The 14,396-nt window shown below is 38.5% G+C and carries 17 protein-coding genes; 6 read left to right on the forward strand and 11 right to left on the reverse strand.

Annotation, left to right across the window (positions count from 1 at the left end; translation table 11 throughout):
* The first annotated feature begins 106 nt into the window (after nt 1-106).
* From ACHUFV_RS17750 to ACHUFV_RS17760, 3 genes are all read left to right on the forward strand, one after another.
* Nucleotides 107-727: an RraA family protein gene (locus ACHUFV_RS17750; protein WP_394236461.1), complete on the forward strand. Its 621-nt coding sequence runs from the start codon at nt 107-109 to the stop codon at nt 725-727.
* 115 nt (nt 728-842) lie between these two features.
* On the forward strand, nt 843-1,643 hold the full coding sequence (locus ACHUFV_RS17755) for a CsxC family protein (protein ID WP_394236463.1): 801 nt from the start codon (nt 843-845) through the stop codon (nt 1,641-1,643).
* Between the two features lie 396 nt (nt 1,644-2,039).
* Nucleotides 2,040-3,275 (forward strand): ATP-binding protein, encoded by a 1,236-nt coding sequence (locus ACHUFV_RS17760; RefSeq protein WP_394236465.1) that lies wholly within the window; start codon nt 2,040-2,042, stop codon nt 3,273-3,275.
* A gap of 111 nt (nt 3,276-3,386) precedes the next feature.
* On the opposite strand, the gene yppF is transcribed toward ACHUFV_RS17760, so the two are convergent.
* The 3 genes from yppF to yhfH (ACHUFV_RS17775) form a co-directional block, all read right to left on the reverse strand.
* Nucleotides 3,387-3,569 carry a YppF family protein gene (gene yppF, locus ACHUFV_RS17765; RefSeq protein ID WP_394236467.1) on the reverse strand — a complete coding sequence of 61 codons (183 nt, stop codon included), beginning with the start codon at nt 3,567-3,569 and terminating at the stop codon, nt 3,387-3,389.
* Between the two features lie 188 nt (nt 3,570-3,757).
* A complete protein-coding gene (locus ACHUFV_RS17770) occupies nt 3,758-5,002 on the reverse strand; it encodes an MFS transporter (RefSeq protein WP_394236469.1) in 1,245 nt (414 codons plus the stop codon).
* A 222-nt stretch (nt 5,003-5,224) separates the two neighbouring features.
* Nucleotides 5,225-5,356: a protein YhfH gene (gene yhfH / locus ACHUFV_RS17775; protein WP_394236471.1), complete on the reverse strand. Its 132-nt coding sequence runs from the start codon at nt 5,354-5,356 to the stop codon at nt 5,225-5,227.
* A gap of 222 nt (nt 5,357-5,578) precedes the next feature.
* Between yhfH (ACHUFV_RS17775) and ACHUFV_RS17780 the strand changes: the two genes are divergently transcribed.
* Nucleotides 5,579-6,316, forward strand: a complete 738-nt coding sequence (locus ACHUFV_RS17780; RefSeq protein WP_394236473.1) for a CsxC family protein — start codon at nt 5,579-5,581, stop codon at nt 6,314-6,316.
* 301 nt (nt 6,317-6,617) lie between these two features.
* Here ACHUFV_RS17780 and ACHUFV_RS17785 read toward each other — a convergent pair whose 3' ends face one another.
* The 4 genes from ACHUFV_RS17785 to ACHUFV_RS17800 form a co-directional block, all read right to left on the reverse strand.
* A complete protein-coding gene (locus ACHUFV_RS17785; RefSeq protein ID WP_394236475.1) occupies nt 6,618-6,785 on the reverse strand; it encodes a hypothetical protein in 168 nt (55 codons plus the stop codon).
* Nucleotides 6,786-6,853: 68 nt separating this feature from the next.
* Nucleotides 6,854-7,531 carry a hypothetical protein gene (locus tag ACHUFV_RS17790; RefSeq protein ID WP_394236477.1) on the reverse strand — a complete coding sequence of 226 codons (678 nt, stop codon included), beginning with the start codon at nt 7,529-7,531 and terminating at the stop codon, nt 6,854-6,856.
* A 194-nt stretch (nt 7,532-7,725) separates the two neighbouring features.
* Nucleotides 7,726-7,860 carry a protein YhfH gene (gene yhfH, locus ACHUFV_RS17795; protein WP_394236479.1) on the reverse strand — a complete coding sequence of 45 codons (135 nt, stop codon included), beginning with the start codon at nt 7,858-7,860 and terminating at the stop codon, nt 7,726-7,728.
* A 173-nt stretch (nt 7,861-8,033) separates the two neighbouring features.
* Nucleotides 8,034-8,186, reverse strand: coding sequence for a hypothetical protein (locus tag ACHUFV_RS17800; RefSeq protein WP_394236481.1), 153 nt, complete (start codon nt 8,184-8,186; stop codon nt 8,034-8,036).
* Nucleotides 8,187-8,368: 182 nt separating this feature from the next.
* Here ACHUFV_RS17800 and ACHUFV_RS17805 point away from each other — a divergent pair, with 182 nt between their 5' ends.
* A complete protein-coding gene (locus tag ACHUFV_RS17805; protein WP_394236483.1) occupies nt 8,369-9,166 on the forward strand; it encodes a Cof-type HAD-IIB family hydrolase in 798 nt (265 codons plus the stop codon).
* 89 nt (nt 9,167-9,255) lie between these two features.
* On the opposite strand, the gene tatA is transcribed toward ACHUFV_RS17805, so the two are convergent.
* The 4 genes from tatA to treP all read right to left on the reverse strand — a co-directional run bounded on the left by tatA (nt 9,256) and on the right by treP (nt 13,511).
* On the reverse strand, nt 9,256-9,456 hold the full coding sequence (gene tatA, locus ACHUFV_RS17810) for a twin-arginine translocase TatA/TatE family subunit (protein ID WP_394236485.1): 201 nt from the start codon (nt 9,454-9,456) through the stop codon (nt 9,256-9,258).
* A gap of 124 nt (nt 9,457-9,580) precedes the next feature.
* On the reverse strand, nt 9,581-10,297 hold the full coding sequence (gene treR, locus ACHUFV_RS17815) for a trehalose operon repressor (RefSeq protein WP_394236487.1): 717 nt from the start codon (nt 10,295-10,297) through the stop codon (nt 9,581-9,583).
* Nucleotides 10,298-10,312: 15 nt separating this feature from the next.
* Nucleotides 10,313-11,995, reverse strand: a complete 1,683-nt coding sequence (gene treC, locus ACHUFV_RS17820; RefSeq protein WP_394236489.1) for an alpha,alpha-phosphotrehalase — start codon at nt 11,993-11,995, stop codon at nt 10,313-10,315.
* 88 nt (nt 11,996-12,083) lie between these two features.
* Nucleotides 12,084-13,511 carry a PTS system trehalose-specific EIIBC component gene (gene treP, locus ACHUFV_RS17825; protein ID WP_394236491.1) on the reverse strand — a complete coding sequence of 476 codons (1,428 nt, stop codon included), beginning with the start codon at nt 13,509-13,511 and terminating at the stop codon, nt 12,084-12,086.
* 322 nt (nt 13,512-13,833) lie between these two features.
* On the opposite strand from treP, the gene ACHUFV_RS17830 reads away from it, so the two are divergent.
* Nucleotides 13,834-14,205: a hypothetical protein gene (locus ACHUFV_RS17830; protein ID WP_394236492.1), complete on the forward strand. Its 372-nt coding sequence runs from the start codon at nt 13,834-13,836 to the stop codon at nt 14,203-14,205.
* Nucleotides 14,206-14,396 lie beyond the last annotated feature (191 nt).

Raw genomic sequence — 14,396 nt, forward strand, 5'->3', positions numbered from 1 at the left:
GAAGTTTAATTGGCTTCGGACTCCGTCTTGCTTTTTGAAGTCATATCTTTACAAAATCATGCTTATACATAAATAATTAATATTATACTCAAAGGGGGGCTCATGGATGTCATCAGTTGCAGAAAAGTTTCTCGGCTTACCTACAACAGGAATTTCGGATGCGTTAAAGGGTTATAACCATATGAACACGGCCATAAAACCATTAAAGGATTCATTCAAAATTGCCGGAAGAGCTTTTACGGTTTCCATTCCAGCTGGAGATAATACAGGCATATTAAGGGGAATACGAGATGCGAAGCCCGGTGATGTGCTGGTAGTGGATGGAAAAGGATATACGGAGCGCGCGGTTGCAGGTGATTTTGTTATTAGTCTGGCCCAAAACATGGGGCTTCAGGGAATCGTCATAGATGGTGCTATTCGTGATATCCAAGGGATAAGGGATCTTGATTTCCCTGTGTTTTGCCGTGCCTCAACCATTGCAGCAAGTGCAAAGGCGGCACCAGGGGAGCTGCAAATCCCAATTTCCTGCGGTGGAGTAAGCGTTAGCCCGGGCGATATCATTGTCGGAGATGCGGATGGAGTAATCGTGGTTCCTTCAGGGAAAGAAGAGGAAATTCTTGCAGCAACGATTGAAAAATTAAAGAAGGATCAGCAGCGGCAGGAACAATATACCGGAAGCAAAGAAAAAGCACTGCACTATTTACTCTCCGTTCTTGGAGACAAATAAGCACTCTTGAACTGAGCAGGTACCAAACGTAAATCCTTTTTTCTAGGCACGAACCTATACATAGTCTTTTATCCCACATAAAATACATTAGTCTGTGCCTGTGGAGGATTTACAAATGCCTGAAAATAAAAATAATACAAATGATCATTACGATTGTGAGCCCAAAAAACACCAGCTGCATCATAGCAGTATGGTGACTAAGTTTCCAGTTGTCTTAGCAGAAGTAGACCTACAGAAATGTTTATTTCATGTGACAGAGTTTACTGAGGATGTATTAGAAATCAAGGATGTAAAGAAAAGATTGGTGATTACGCAATGCCGCTTGTTACTGCCTACAAAAGAATTATTTATAAAAGGGTATATTCGTAAAAACATTCGATACGCAGCCCCAGCCCTTTTTGTAGAGCAATCGGATTGTTCCCCGGAGCAGATACTGGATCCAGCGTTATCTGATTACCTGACACAAACCTCTATTCAATCCGATATTCGATCGCATACCGAGAAAATCCCTTTTGAATTGCGGACAGAAATAAAAGAATTTAGTTCAATGCCTGAGCTGCCAAAAAGTAGCAGCCATAACGAATTTGATTTTTTTATTTCACAGTCACTACCTTCGGGTTTTCCAGAAAAGGATCAGATGCTTTCTAGTGATTTAACCCAATTTCATCAGGAAAGCAAACAATACTATAATGAACTACCGTATTGTGAATTAATTTCACATACTATCATTGAATGGAATGAAGCGTTGACTAGGTATCCTATCGCTCGAAGACGAACCTATGGAATTTTCGGTTCATCCGGTGAACTTCTACAGGAGGATGTACCTTTTCGATCCACTGATGATAAAATCGTAATTGACTTTAAGCTGAAGATTCTCCAGAATCAACAGATATTTATATCATCAGCTGGCATCTAAACATGACTGTAAGTAATCGCATGGCATGCTGTATACGACCTTTCATTTTTAATCAACACTCACCCAATCTATGTACAAATTTTCATAGACTAACTCTAAAAAAAGATGCTAAAAAATTATATATTTTATATACACATTCACCCTTCTTTGCATACGCTATATTGGGTATTAGTCAATAACAAAACCAGCATTGAACCGCATTTTATATGCGGTTTTTTTTTTGCATGGGTCTTCCTAAAAAGTACTAGAACTCACTATTTGTCTAGTTGACTGCCATGGTGCATAGTGAATGGGTTATTGCATACCATTCTATGTCGCCCAAGTGTTTGTGACGTTCTTATCATTTTTATGTTAAAATATTATTAAATAACTGAATGTAATAAGAGGATATGATGTATGAGACTCCATGGACGAGTATTTTTTATTAGTATTTTTATTCTTTTTGAATGTTTCCAGGTGCTGTTATTTGGAGATTTATCAATTTGGAAGAGTATGATTGATCTAATCATTGGAATATTGATTGCCTGGTTCATTGGCAATCAATATGATAAATTAAAATTCTATATTGATAGAATGAATGAAACAGAAAAGAGCTATCAGCAATTAATTGAAACGATACCGGACTCAATCCTTATCCATCATCAAAATATGATTCTTTATGTAAATGAGGCTGGAAAAGATTTATTGGGAGCTGATCACAAGGATCAGATCGTCGGTAAATCCATCTATCACTTTATCACTCCTCATTATCAAGAACTTGCGAAGAAACGGATGGATCTACTCCAGCTAGAGAAAAAACCAACGAATAATGTGGAGCAAAAACTAGTACGACTGGATAACAAAACGATTTTCGTTGAAATCTCCAGCAGGTTAATCAGCCATAATGGGAAAAAGGCCATCTTATCTGTGTGTAAAGATATTACGGATAAAAAAGAAGAAACTGAGGGTCTTCTGCAGAAATCAGAAAAGCTGGCCTTAGTCGGACAAATGGCTGCTGGGATTGCACATGAAATACGGAATCCTCTCACTTCCATCAAAGGGTTTGTCCAGCTGTTCAAATCAAAATATACAGAGGATCAAGAATATTTTGACCTTGTCCTATCAGAATTGGACCGGATTAATCTCATTATCGGTGAATTCCTAGTTTTAGCAAAACCAACCGCCATAGTGTTTCAGGACAGAGAGATTCAGCATTTAATAAAGGATGTCGTGACGCTTGTAAACACACAGGCTATTATGAATAATATACAAATCTTTGTTGAATTTGAAGCAGATATCCCGACGATTGTTTGTGAAGAAAATCAATTAAAACAGGTATTTATTAATATTTTGAAAAACTCTATTGAAGCCATGCCAAATGGTGGAAATATAGATGTGAAAGTGAAGAAACTAGAAAAGGACAAGGTTTCGATTCGTTTTATTGATCAAGGCATTGGCATTCAAGAGGACCGCATTCCCACTTTAGGAGAACCCTTCTATACCACAAAGGAAAAAGGAACGGGTTTAGGATTAATGACCAGCTATAAAATCATTGAAAATCATGATGGCGAACTACTAATCACAAGCAAACTGCATAAAGGAACGACCGTTGAAGTCATTTTACCCACTGTTCCAAAAAACCACCTAGTGTAAGCCTAAACTATGAGAACCGCTGCTTGTTCTATGGGAAAAAGCAGCGGTTCAAAAAAATGTGGGCGGTTCTGTTGCTTCCATGAAGCAACAGAACCGCCCACATTTACTTTTTTATGAAAAACTTGGCTTAACTGCGTTTTTTCTGTCTAGTTCGAAATATAGGTTTTTATATTCTTTAATTGATAGTTCGCCATATATATAACTTCTTTGAACAAAATCTAGTAGTTCATTGACATGTGATGGGTTACGATTTCTTTCTGATTTAAAACGGTTAATTAATCCTTCTAGTAACATAGTAATCCCACTCTTTCATTGGCATTTTTTTACTTACGATTATTGACAAGATTATTATAGCATGTGATTTAGATTACACTTATTTTAAAAAAATTCAAACTACCGACATTTTTCTACAAAAATTTTACGGTGTCAGGCACCACAAATGGACAGTTCACGTACTTTGTCCTTTTGTGGTGCCTGACATCTTATTTTGTCGCTAATGTGGTGGTCCCCTGCTCCAGCAGTATTTTATTACGGCCAAAAAGAATCGTGAGGATGAGCATTAGTAATCCGGTTCCGGTGAGGAGCCATTCGATTGGGAATATGTCAGCAAGCGGGCCGAAGATCAGCATACCAATAGGCATCATGGATGTGGATATCATGCCAAAGACACCAAAGATCCTTCCCAGATAATTCTCATCTACCTTTTCCTGTAATAAGACATTTGTCGGTGTATTAAAAATAGGCATTGCAATACCGGTAACAGCCATAAATACAAGATAAATCCAAAAATTAGGGACGATGCCCAGTGCGAAAGTACAAGCCCCCATAATCAAACTAGCAAAGGTCATCGTATGTATTTTATTTTGGAAGCCTCCCCAGGCTGCGATAATCCCCCCGCCTGCCATCATCCCAACAGAAAAGGCAATTTCGATAGCGGTTAACTTCCAAATTTCATCCCCGAACGTGCGGGTCACCTGCAGCGGCGTTAAAAAAGCAGCCGGCGCCATTAAGACAAAGAAAATAGCGAAAAACAGAAAGAACACCTTTAAAAAATCATTTCGCTTAATAAAAGAGATCCCTTCCTTTAAGTCAGAAAAATAACTGGTTGATTGTTTTTCCCTTGCTTTTTGATGTAATGGAATATGGAAGAAAATTAACAACGTCAAAATCGCAATAGCCGCTGTCACGACATCAATAAAGAAAATGATTTCAAGCGTTGTGACAGATAATAAAGCTGCGCTGACAATGGGTGAAACAAACATAATAATTGCTTGGATGCTCCCATTGGTTCCGTTCACCTGTGTCAGCTTCTCCTTCGGTACAATTTGAGGTAGAATCGCACCAACTGCCGGTGTTTGAATCCCGGTACCTAACGCACGAATAGCTGAGATGACAAATAATAGCCAGGTCGCATCATACCCCATTAAAAAGACAACAGCCAAAATCAATGTAGCACATGCAATCATTCCATCTGACATCATAATCAGAAGCTTTCGGTTATAACGGTCAGCCCATACCCCCGCTATCGGAGACAAAATAAAAGTGGGAATGAACCCGCATATAATATACACAGTCATCATGACACCGGAGTCCATCGATAAGGTTATATACCAAAAAATAGCATATTGAACTAACGAGGAGCCAAAGAGTGAAATCGTCTGGCTGCTTAAAAAAAGAATAATATTCTTTTTCCATTGATCCGTCGCCTCAAAATTTGTTGCGTTCATCTTGTTCACTACCTTCTAATTTAAAGTTTGTATTCGAAAATATGTAATAGAGATGTATTAAGTAGTAGAAGTAACATATATCAGATTTTAAACTAATGTACTTCATGATAAATGTCAATTCAGAAGGCATGCTTCTGCATTTGTCATCCAACTTTTAATTTCCTATCAACATAAAAAAAACCTCCAACAAATTTGGAGGATTTTTTTTGGCGGCTTTGTCTATTACTCCGCTTTCTTCGATAAGCAATAATCACATTCCATTAAATGGGACTCAACCTTCTCGTCAATCGTTTGACCGCAATCCACACATACCTTTTTCGGTAATTCCTTCACCTGATCAACTGTACTACGCATTTTATACCCTCTCCTTTTTATAATACAGATTCATTCGAACTTTATTGTTATAGTACAGTATATGTTGATTATCACAAATGATGATTATTTTTTTATCCCAAATCCACTATCCCTGATTTTAAATGTTTTTTCGTTTTCTAGTTTGTCTCTGGGCGTTTACCCAAACATGGTTATTTGCCCAGCATAGAATACACTATTCTGTTCCCAGTAGGAGGCAATAAAATGTCAAATAATAATAAACACAATCATAAGGATGATTTTGAGCAAAAGCATTACCGCCCACAAATAAGCATTGGCAAGGTACTAACAAAGATGCCTGTCGTCTTAGCTGAGCCTAGTTTACAGGTTCATACGATCCACAGAACTCGTTTTCCTGAAGATGTTCTCGAAATTAAAGATGTTAAAAAGCAGCTGGTTCTTACACAATGCAGACTGCTACTGCCAACGAATAAATTATTTATTAAAGGGTATGTTCGTAAAAACATTCAGTATGCAGCTGTAACAGAGCAATCAGCAGCTTCAACAGCAGTTTCAAGTAATATACAATCCCATACTGAGCATATTCCGTTTAATCTCATTACAGAAATTAAAGATTACATTGTAAAGCCAGAAATGCCGAAAACGAATAACCGTCATGAGTTTGATTTTTACGTGACGAGACCTTTACCAGTTGGATACCCTGAAAAGGATGAACTGCTATCAAGTGACCTTTCCCAATTCCATCAGGCAAGTTCAGAGTATTATAACGAACTTCCCTATTGCGAATTGGTTTCCAGTAAAATCATTGAATGGGTGGAGGCAGTGGATAGATGTCTGCTTGAATCTACTGGACTCATGAATGAAGGCACGTTTACAGAAACGGAAGATAAATTAGTTATTGATTTCAGCATAAAAATTCTCCAAAATCAGCATGTATATGTATCATCTACAACCAATGACGATGACTGTGATTGTGAATAACTGTTAAAGAGACATTTTACAAAATCATAGTATTGCCAGCATCAAGCTACACTTCCTCATTGTTTTATGAAAAAGTTCCTGCAAATTATCATCATCATTTATTGATCCCATTCTGAAACTGTTGAAATATGCATGTGAGGGATGGTACTTTTACCATCTTCCTCACAATGCCATTATTTTCTTAAATAATGGCCTTACTTCCCATTGTATATTTGAATTTTGATGAACTCTTATACATATGAAGAAAGTGGCTGCTCACATGTGAACAGCCACTTTCTTCATAATACTATTAAGTATCATTCTATCTGATACGTCCTGTTATCCCGTCGTTCCCAATAATGGTTTCCCCGACTCTTGGTTTACTCGCCAGCTTTGCATTCTTTGTTTCCTTTTCAATCCCAAGGTCCGTACGGCTTTTAGCCATTGAGGGCTGATCTACCACATCTGTTACTTTTTCATCATTCGGCATTTTAATTCTCCCTTTTCATTTTGACAAAATTGAAAAGCAGCTGCCTGTTTCAGCAACGCTTACTAATATTATTGCTGCATTGGACTGAGCGCATCCATATGGCTGGCAATCATCGCAATAATCGTACTAGCTTCTTCCCTGCTGAAAATAAAATTTGTTTCATCTTTTAGCAAATCATCATCCTCTGTCCAGATCCGATTGACACGTCTTAACACACCATCACCAGTTTCCTGCACAATGCCAAACTGGTACGTGACCTCCACTTCATTTTCCAGATAATAGGCTGTCACTTCGGGTGTTTCCCATTCGACATCAACCTGTTCTAAGAGAATGTTTGCATCGTCCCCATCATCATCAATACTTTCTAACTCATCATCATCGGCTACATAATAACCGGTATCCTCGTCAAACAGTTCATCTGATGCTGCCGCATCCTCATCCATATAGATGTGGAAGCTTTCATGTACTGCATCAACAATATCCTCAATGTCAGCTAACACGACCTTGCTTTCATATCCTAAATCTGGATCAAAGGATTCAATATAAAATTCTTCATTTCGCGGATCAAAATAAATCGTACAAAAATAATCCCTATCCTCATCGCCATTTTCAACGAAAAAATCAATTCTCGGATGCTTTGACCCACGTTCGACAGACATCCCGCCATTTTCATCATACTTACTACAAATCGAATCCAGGCTATCCTGCAGCTCACCACAGACCCGGTCAAACCATTCTAAATCCATACACACTCTCCCCTTTCAATACCAACAACAATAGTATGACCACCCAATAAAAATCCTTCCTTCATTTAGGTCGTTAATTATTGGAAGCAGGGGGACGGTTCTTATGCTTCTAAAATATTTTATACAAAACAAAAAACCCTTCATAAGAATGGGTTATCCTACAAAGAGTTCGTTCATATTAAGGAGTGTTGTTTTTATTCATTCCGCTTTGATAAGCAATGGTCACATTCCATTAAATAGGATTCAGCCTGTTCCTCAATAGCCTGACCACATTCTGCACATTCCTTTTGTGGTAATTGTTTAAAAAAGTCAACTGGGTTTTGTAGCATTAGAATCGCCTCCGTTTTATACTACAGTTCATTTTAATTAACTGTTGTTATAATACAGTATATGTAATTCTTCACAGACTATGTACGTTTTCTCATAAAAAAAGAAGCAGGAATTGATCCCGCTTCTTTTATTTCTTTATGATATGGAAGCAAGAGAACCGTCCCTCCGCTTCCTAGACTGTTCTGCCGCCAGCCCCTGGTGATTTGTCTGTATTTTCCTGTGTATTATAAGTGTCTTTATTTGAACCGTGGCCTTTTTCTCCACCGTACTCACTCTTATGTTGACTCTGTATCTTCCTAAATTTCTCAAAGTTATAATTAACCATTGTTATCCCTCTTTCCTTCTTTGGATATCGTACATTTATAAGATACACGACAGCATAAAACTTATTCGGGTTATGAAATAATGAAATTTCCTCTCATTTCTGCTCTTTTTTAGAGAAAAGTTTTTTCAAACTGAATTTTCTGCTATAGTAAAATGGACAAAGGAAGAAAGGAACTCACCAACATGAAATGTTTCTCTATAGATTTAGATGGTACATTATTAAATTCTAAGCATGAGGTTTCAAATGAAAATCTACAGGTCCTCCGCGATCTGCAGGAGCAGGGGCACAGTGTCATCATTAACACTGGTCGTGCCGTTGAAGATGTAGTGAAATTGGATGCTGTACAAAAGATTAAGCCGCCCATTATCAGCATAAACGGGACAATCATTTACTCTGAAACAAGTGATACGTTATTTGAAGCCTCTTTGCCAATTCCAGCTTATAAAGAGTTGTTTCCCATTTTACATCATTTAGGTTTATGGATAATGGTCTATACAAACCAAGGCGGATTTCCGTGCCGAAATCCGGACATCCAGGATAAACGCCCTGAAGAAATTGAACCGATTTTCCAGGATTATGATTACGATCAAATATTGGCAAAAGAAAACATCAAAATTTATAAAGTTATGGCTGTTTCTCGACACGATGAGCTTGAAAAAATTTCCCAGGCTAGAAAAGCCATCGAAGGGAAATTGGAGGTTTCTATGGCATCCTCCCACCCAAACAATATTGAGTTTACGTCTATTGAAGCAAACAAAGGAACGGCGCTCCTGCGCTTTCAGGAACTTACCAACAAGAAATTCGATGAAATCTATGCGTTCGGAGATGGCGGAAATGATGTCGAGCAATTTAAAGTTGCGACAGCCTCCGTTGCTATGGGTAACGCCCCATCCTCAGTACAGCAGCAGGCAGACATTGTCACCAAAACAAATGACGAGAACGGATTTGCCTATGCTGTGAAGCATTTATTGAACCTATAAAACAGAGGGACGGTTCTGTCGCTTCCAAAATGGAAGCAACAGAACCGTCCCTCTGCATCCTTTACAAAAAAAAGATGTGAGAAAATTTCTCACACCTCTTTCTTTACTTCTTTTTTCACTTCATCTATTTCATCTACAACTTCACTGGTTAATTCACGAGCTGATTTTTTAAATTCACCTAGTGTTTGGCCAACTGCACGGCCTAGTTCCGGAAGCTTCTTTGGTCCGAATATAATAAGAGCCAACACAATTATTAATATTAATCCAGGTACACCTATATTTGAGAACAAAATAGAAGACCTCCTTTATGAATAAAGTAATATTTATATTGCTATTATAAAACTTATTAAATTATTTTGTTATGAAATGAGGGAAACTTCATATAAACTTCACAAATCATATGGGTCCGTTCTATTATTGATGTGTTCTTCTCGCAAAATCGACAAATCTGAATTTGTCGGGTCTATGTCTGGATTCGGTGTATTGAAATAGACTTGCGTTATCAAGGTAGACATAATTCTTAATGATGACGACACAGTGAAACCCTTCTAAATCTAGTAAACGCTTATCCTCTTCTGTTGGCTCTTCGACAATAATTTCCTTTTTCGCAAAGCTAATCGTTAATCCAAGTTCCTTTTCAAGATACTCGTAGATAGAGTTTTCGCAGACCTCTCTTGTTAGCTCAGGGACAAATTTCTTATTCAGGTAATCCTTATCAAGAATGACCTTTTCCCCGCCCATTTCTCTTATCCGAAATACCTGCCAGACCTGGTCCTTACTTGATAGGTTCAGCTGCTTTTGAATATATGTTTCCGGCTTAACAAGCGACAATTCCTCCACAATCGTCCGAGGCTTTTCACCCATCTTATCTGCCAATTCCTTAAAGCTTACTAAGCCGGAAACTGGAAAATCAATCTTTGTGCTTTTGATGACAATCGAGCCTTTTCCGCGTACCTTTTGGATATAGCCATTTTGCGATAGCAAATTCAAGGCCTTGCGAATGGTTTCTCGCGAAGTATTGTAACGATCACTTAATTCATGCTCAGAAGGCAAAAGTGAGTTGGTTGCAATTTCTCCTTTATCGATTTGCTTGGCAATTTCGTTATGGATCATCAAATACTTGTTTGTCATTGTCAAAACCCCAGTTTACTTTTTTAGGTAATATACAACAGACTCGTACGGTCTTAATGTTAATTTTAACGGATTTTCAGACGTATCACTATAGTTGGATAAGAGAATTTTGCTGTTAAATTCCGTTAAATCCTTGTGTTCAGGGAGCTGAAATTCAACATCTTTTTCATAAAAATTATTCACAACCAATAGCTTTTCATCACCATCGTTCCGTATATAAGCAAAAATAGCATCATGATCGTCCAATATCAACTCAAAATTCCCCTCTGTAACAATATCGTACTCTTTTCGTAGAGAGATAAGCTTTTGATAATGATAAAAAATAGAATCCTTATCGGTCATCGCTTTTTCTGCATTAATTTCCTTATAATTTGCCGCTACATTGATCCATGGGGCTCCTGAAGTAAAGCCCGCATTCTCAGTATCATTCCACTGTACGGGAGTTCTCGAATTATCTCGTGATTTTTGCTTCAAAATATCTAGAATTTCCTGATTGGACATTCCTTTTCCCTGTAAAATCTGAAACATATTTAATGATTCCACATCGCGATAGTGATCGATGCTCTCAAAGTTCGGGTTCGTCATGCCAAACTCTTCGCCTTGATAAATGTAAGGAGTACCCTGCATCATATGAATGGTCGTCGCAAGCATTTTCGCAGATTCTCGGTGATAGTCTCCATCATTTCCAAATCGTGATACGACGCGAGGTTGATCATGGTTACACCAGAACAGGGCATTCCAGCCGCCGCCTTCGTTCATTTCAACCTGCCATTTAGAAAGAATTTGCTTTAATTGTAAAAAGTCAAATTCAGCTTTCGTCCACTTTTCACCATTTGGATAATCCACTTTTAAATGATGGAAGCTGAACGTCATATCAAGCTCTTGGCGGCTTGGATTCGTATAATTAACACAATTAGCAATGGAAGTTGATGACATTTCCCCCACAGTCATCATGTCGTACCTTGAAAACACCTCTTGGTTCATCTCATGTAAATACTCATGAATTTTTGGACCATCTGTGTAAAATTTGCGCCCGTCTCCAGGTGCGACTGAGCCGTCATCGTCAAGGAATCGCTGGTCCTTTGAAATCAGGTTAATCACATCCAAGCGGAAGCCGTCAACCCCCTTATCAAGCCAAAACTTCATCATATCGTAGACATCTTTACGAACCCGTTCATTTTCCCAATTTAGGTCTGCCTGTGTCACATCAAATAAGTGCAGGTAGTACTGACCTGTTTCTTCATCAAATTGCCATGCATTGCCGCCAAATTTCGAATCCCAATTTGTCGGCGGCTCATCGTTTTGTCCGTCCTTCCAAATATAATAATCTCGGTACGGACTGTCCTTAGAGGATCTGGATTCAATAAACCATTGATGCTCGGTGGAGGTATGATTCACAACAATATCCATAATGATTTTCATATTGCGCTGATGTGCCTCAGCTAAAAGAAGCTCAACGTCCTCCATTGTTCCATATGGTTCATGAATTTGAAAATAATCGCTGATATCATAGCCGTTATCACGCTGTGGCGATTCATAAATCGGCGTTAACCAAACGACATCAACACCAAGCTTTGCTAAATAATCCAGCTTCTCAATAATTCCTTTTATATCCCCGACACCATTACCTGTCGTATCATTAAAACTCTTTGGGTAAATTTGGTACACGACCGCTTTTTTCCACCAAGGCTGATTCATATTCAAACACCTGTCCTTTTATTAAATTCTTCCATGAACATCTAAATAGTAAAAGGAGAACAACTAATTGTTCCCCTTCTATTTGTTTTTATTTTCTTTTAAAAGAAACCTTACCCATGCCTGTTTTCGCAAATACAATCGTTAAGATGAACGGAATCACAATCGCTGCTACCATGGCAATCGCAAAAGTCAGCATATGCTGCGGCTGAATGGATAGAATTCCAGGAAGACCGCCGACACCAATGGAGTTTGCCATCACATTGCTTCCTACTGAGATCACGCCTGCCACTAGGGAACCAATCATGGCAGCTAAGAACGGGAAGCCGTATTTTAAGTTAATACCGAACATCGCCGGCTCTGTCACACCAAGATAACAAGAGATGGCAGCAGGAATCGATACTTGCTTTTCTTCTTCATTTTTACGATTAATGTAAATCATCGCTAGAACGGCTGAACCTTGAGCAATATTAGAAAGGGCAATCATTGGCCATAAGTTTGTTCCGCCAAGCTCACTCATTAGCTGTAGGTCAATCGCATTTGTCATATGATGTAAACCAGTGATAACAAGCGGCGCGTAAGCAAAGCCAAAGATTGCTGCAAATAACCATCCAAAAGCAGAAGTTAAACCAGAGTAAACCACATCAGAGATGAACGAGCCGATTTGCCAGCCAATTGGACCTAATACAGTATGGGCTATCAAAACCGTTGGAACTAATGCAAAGAATGGAACAACAATCATAGAAATCGCATTTGGAACAATCTTACGTAATTTCAACTCAAGATAAGATAATAATAGACCTGCTAGTATAGCTGGAATAACTTGTGCCTGATAACCAATCATATCAATTTTTGCAAAACCAAAATCCCAGAATGGAATTTCTGTCGCGCCGGCAACACCATAAGCATTAAGCAGCTGAGGTGAAACAAGCGTAATCCCTAGTACAATTCCAAGAATCGGAGTAGCACCCATTTTTCTTGCCACTGCCCATGTAATTCCAACAGGCAGGAAGTGGAAGATGGCTTCCCCAATCAGCCATAAAAATGCATGGGTTCCAGCCCAAAATTGAGAAATCTCGATTAAGGATTTCGTGCCGTCCTCGAACATTTTAATGTCCCCGATAATATTTCGGAATCCAAGAATTAGACCCCCAACAACGATAGCCGGAATTAACGGTGTAAAGATATCAGCAAGGTGTGCAATCATTCGCTGCAGAATGTTCATGTTTTGCTTCGCAGCTTCCTTTGCCTCATCCTTTGAGGTATCGCTTACACCAGCCATTTTAATAAATTCATTATAGAAAGAAGACACTTCATTCCCGATAATAACCTGGAATTGTCCAGCTTGGGTAAAGGTTCCTTTTACAAGCTTAATAGCTTCAATTTTATCCTTATCCGCTTTCTTCGGATCATTTAGAACAAAGCGCATTCTTGTTGCACAGTGTGTCACAACAGAAATATTTTCACTGCCGCCAACATGCTCAAGAAGTTCTTTTGCCGGTTGAGTATAGTTACTCATCATTTTTCCTCCTCTTCTATCGAAGAACATAATTAAAGTATTTGTAAAATAAATATGGAATATTAATCCGTTTCCACCCCTTCAACATGTATATACATGTTTTTCCTGGGAACGTTTTCATTGTAACTTGTATATACAAATCTGTCAATCTACTTTTTTAGGAAGCAGGGGGACGGTTCTCCTGCTTCCTATTCTTAACGAAACAAGAAAACTCTTGACAATTCAGTGACATTCCGAACATTTTTTATTTTCAAACGTATTAGCTATTGAAGATACACTTAACTAGAATCAAGTTTCCTATCTTAATAAAAGGGAGAAAATAATGATGAAAAGGCTGGGAGCATTATTATTGCTTATGTTAGTTTTACTTGTTGGATGTTCAGGAGGTTCTTATACGATTACAATTGGAGAAATTAATGCGTTCGAGAATAGGATAACGGGCGAATATAATCAGTTTTCGGGAGAATTTTTTAAGAATGTAACAGTGGGAGATTCCGAGGTTATAGAGGTTACCTTAACCGCCCATACAGAAGCTGGAGAGATTAAGGCGATTGTACTAGATTCCGATGGGAAAGAAGTCAGCACCCTGAACCCGGGTGATACAATACAGATTCAGGAAGCCGGTGAATATAAACTACAGGTAGAAGGTAAAAAGCATAAAGGCAGCGTTCTCCTTTCCTGGGAACCGCTATAAACCATTGGAAAGAGACTGAGTGCCTACTATCCACACTCAGACTCTTTCCTATTTCATTACCGTTCATTCGCTATCATTTTGGAAGCAGCAGAACCGTCCCTCTGCTTCATTGAAAGCAGCAGAACCGACTCTCTGCTTCATTGGAAGCAAAAGAACCGCCACTCTGCTACATTAGAAACAGAAGAACCACC

This window comes from Niallia oryzisoli (assembly GCF_043641075.1).
In the GTDB taxonomy this organism is placed as follows: Bacteria; Bacillota; Bacilli; order Bacillales; family Cytobacillaceae; genus Bacillus_BD; species Bacillus_BD oryzisoli_A.

Excerpts from the sequence above, each read along its gene's own strand:
- ACHUFV_RS17750 (WP_394236461.1), top strand. The coding sequence starts at position 107 with ATGTCATCAGTTGCAGAAAAGTTTCTCGGCTTACCTACAACAGGAATT.
- ACHUFV_RS17755 (WP_394236463.1), top strand. The coding sequence starts at position 843 with ATGCCTGAAAATAAAAATAATACAAATGATCATTACGATTGTGAGCCC.
- ACHUFV_RS17760 (WP_394236465.1), top strand. The coding sequence starts at position 2,040 with ATGAGACTCCATGGACGAGTATTTTTTATTAGTATTTTTATTCTTTTT.
- yppF (WP_394236467.1), bottom strand. The coding sequence starts at position 3,569 with ATGTTACTAGAAGGATTAATTAACCGTTTTAAATCAGAAAGAAATCGT.
- ACHUFV_RS17770 (WP_394236469.1), bottom strand. The coding sequence starts at position 5,002 with ATGAACGCAACAAATTTTGAGGCGACGGATCAATGGAAAAAGAATATT.
- yhfH (WP_394236471.1), bottom strand. The coding sequence starts at position 5,356 with ATGCGTAGTACAGTTGATCAGGTGAAGGAATTACCGAAAAAGGTATGT.
- ACHUFV_RS17780 (WP_394236473.1), top strand. The coding sequence starts at position 5,579 with ATGTCAAATAATAATAAACACAATCATAAGGATGATTTTGAGCAAAAG.
- ACHUFV_RS17785 (WP_394236475.1), bottom strand. The coding sequence starts at position 6,785 with ATGCCGAATGATGAAAAAGTAACAGATGTGGTAGATCAGCCCTCAATG.
- ACHUFV_RS17790 (WP_394236477.1), bottom strand. The coding sequence starts at position 7,531 with ATGGATTTAGAATGGTTTGACCGGGTCTGTGGTGAGCTGCAGGATAGC.
- yhfH (WP_394236479.1), bottom strand. The coding sequence starts at position 7,860 with ATGCTACAAAACCCAGTTGACTTTTTTAAACAATTACCACAAAAGGAA.
- ACHUFV_RS17800 (WP_394236481.1), bottom strand. The coding sequence starts at position 8,186 with ATGGTTAATTATAACTTTGAGAAATTTAGGAAGATACAGAGTCAACAT.
- ACHUFV_RS17805 (WP_394236483.1), top strand. The coding sequence starts at position 8,369 with ATGAAATGTTTCTCTATAGATTTAGATGGTACATTATTAAATTCTAAG.
- treR (WP_394236487.1), bottom strand. The coding sequence starts at position 10,297 with ATGACAAACAAGTATTTGATGATCCATAACGAAATTGCCAAGCAAATC.
- treC (WP_394236489.1), bottom strand. The coding sequence starts at position 11,995 with ATGAATCAGCCTTGGTGGAAAAAAGCGGTCGTGTACCAAATTTACCCA.
- treP (WP_394236491.1), bottom strand. The coding sequence starts at position 13,511 with ATGAGTAACTATACTCAACCGGCAAAAGAACTTCTTGAGCATGTTGGC.
- ACHUFV_RS17830 (WP_394236492.1), top strand. The coding sequence starts at position 13,834 with ATGATGAAAAGGCTGGGAGCATTATTATTGCTTATGTTAGTTTTACTT.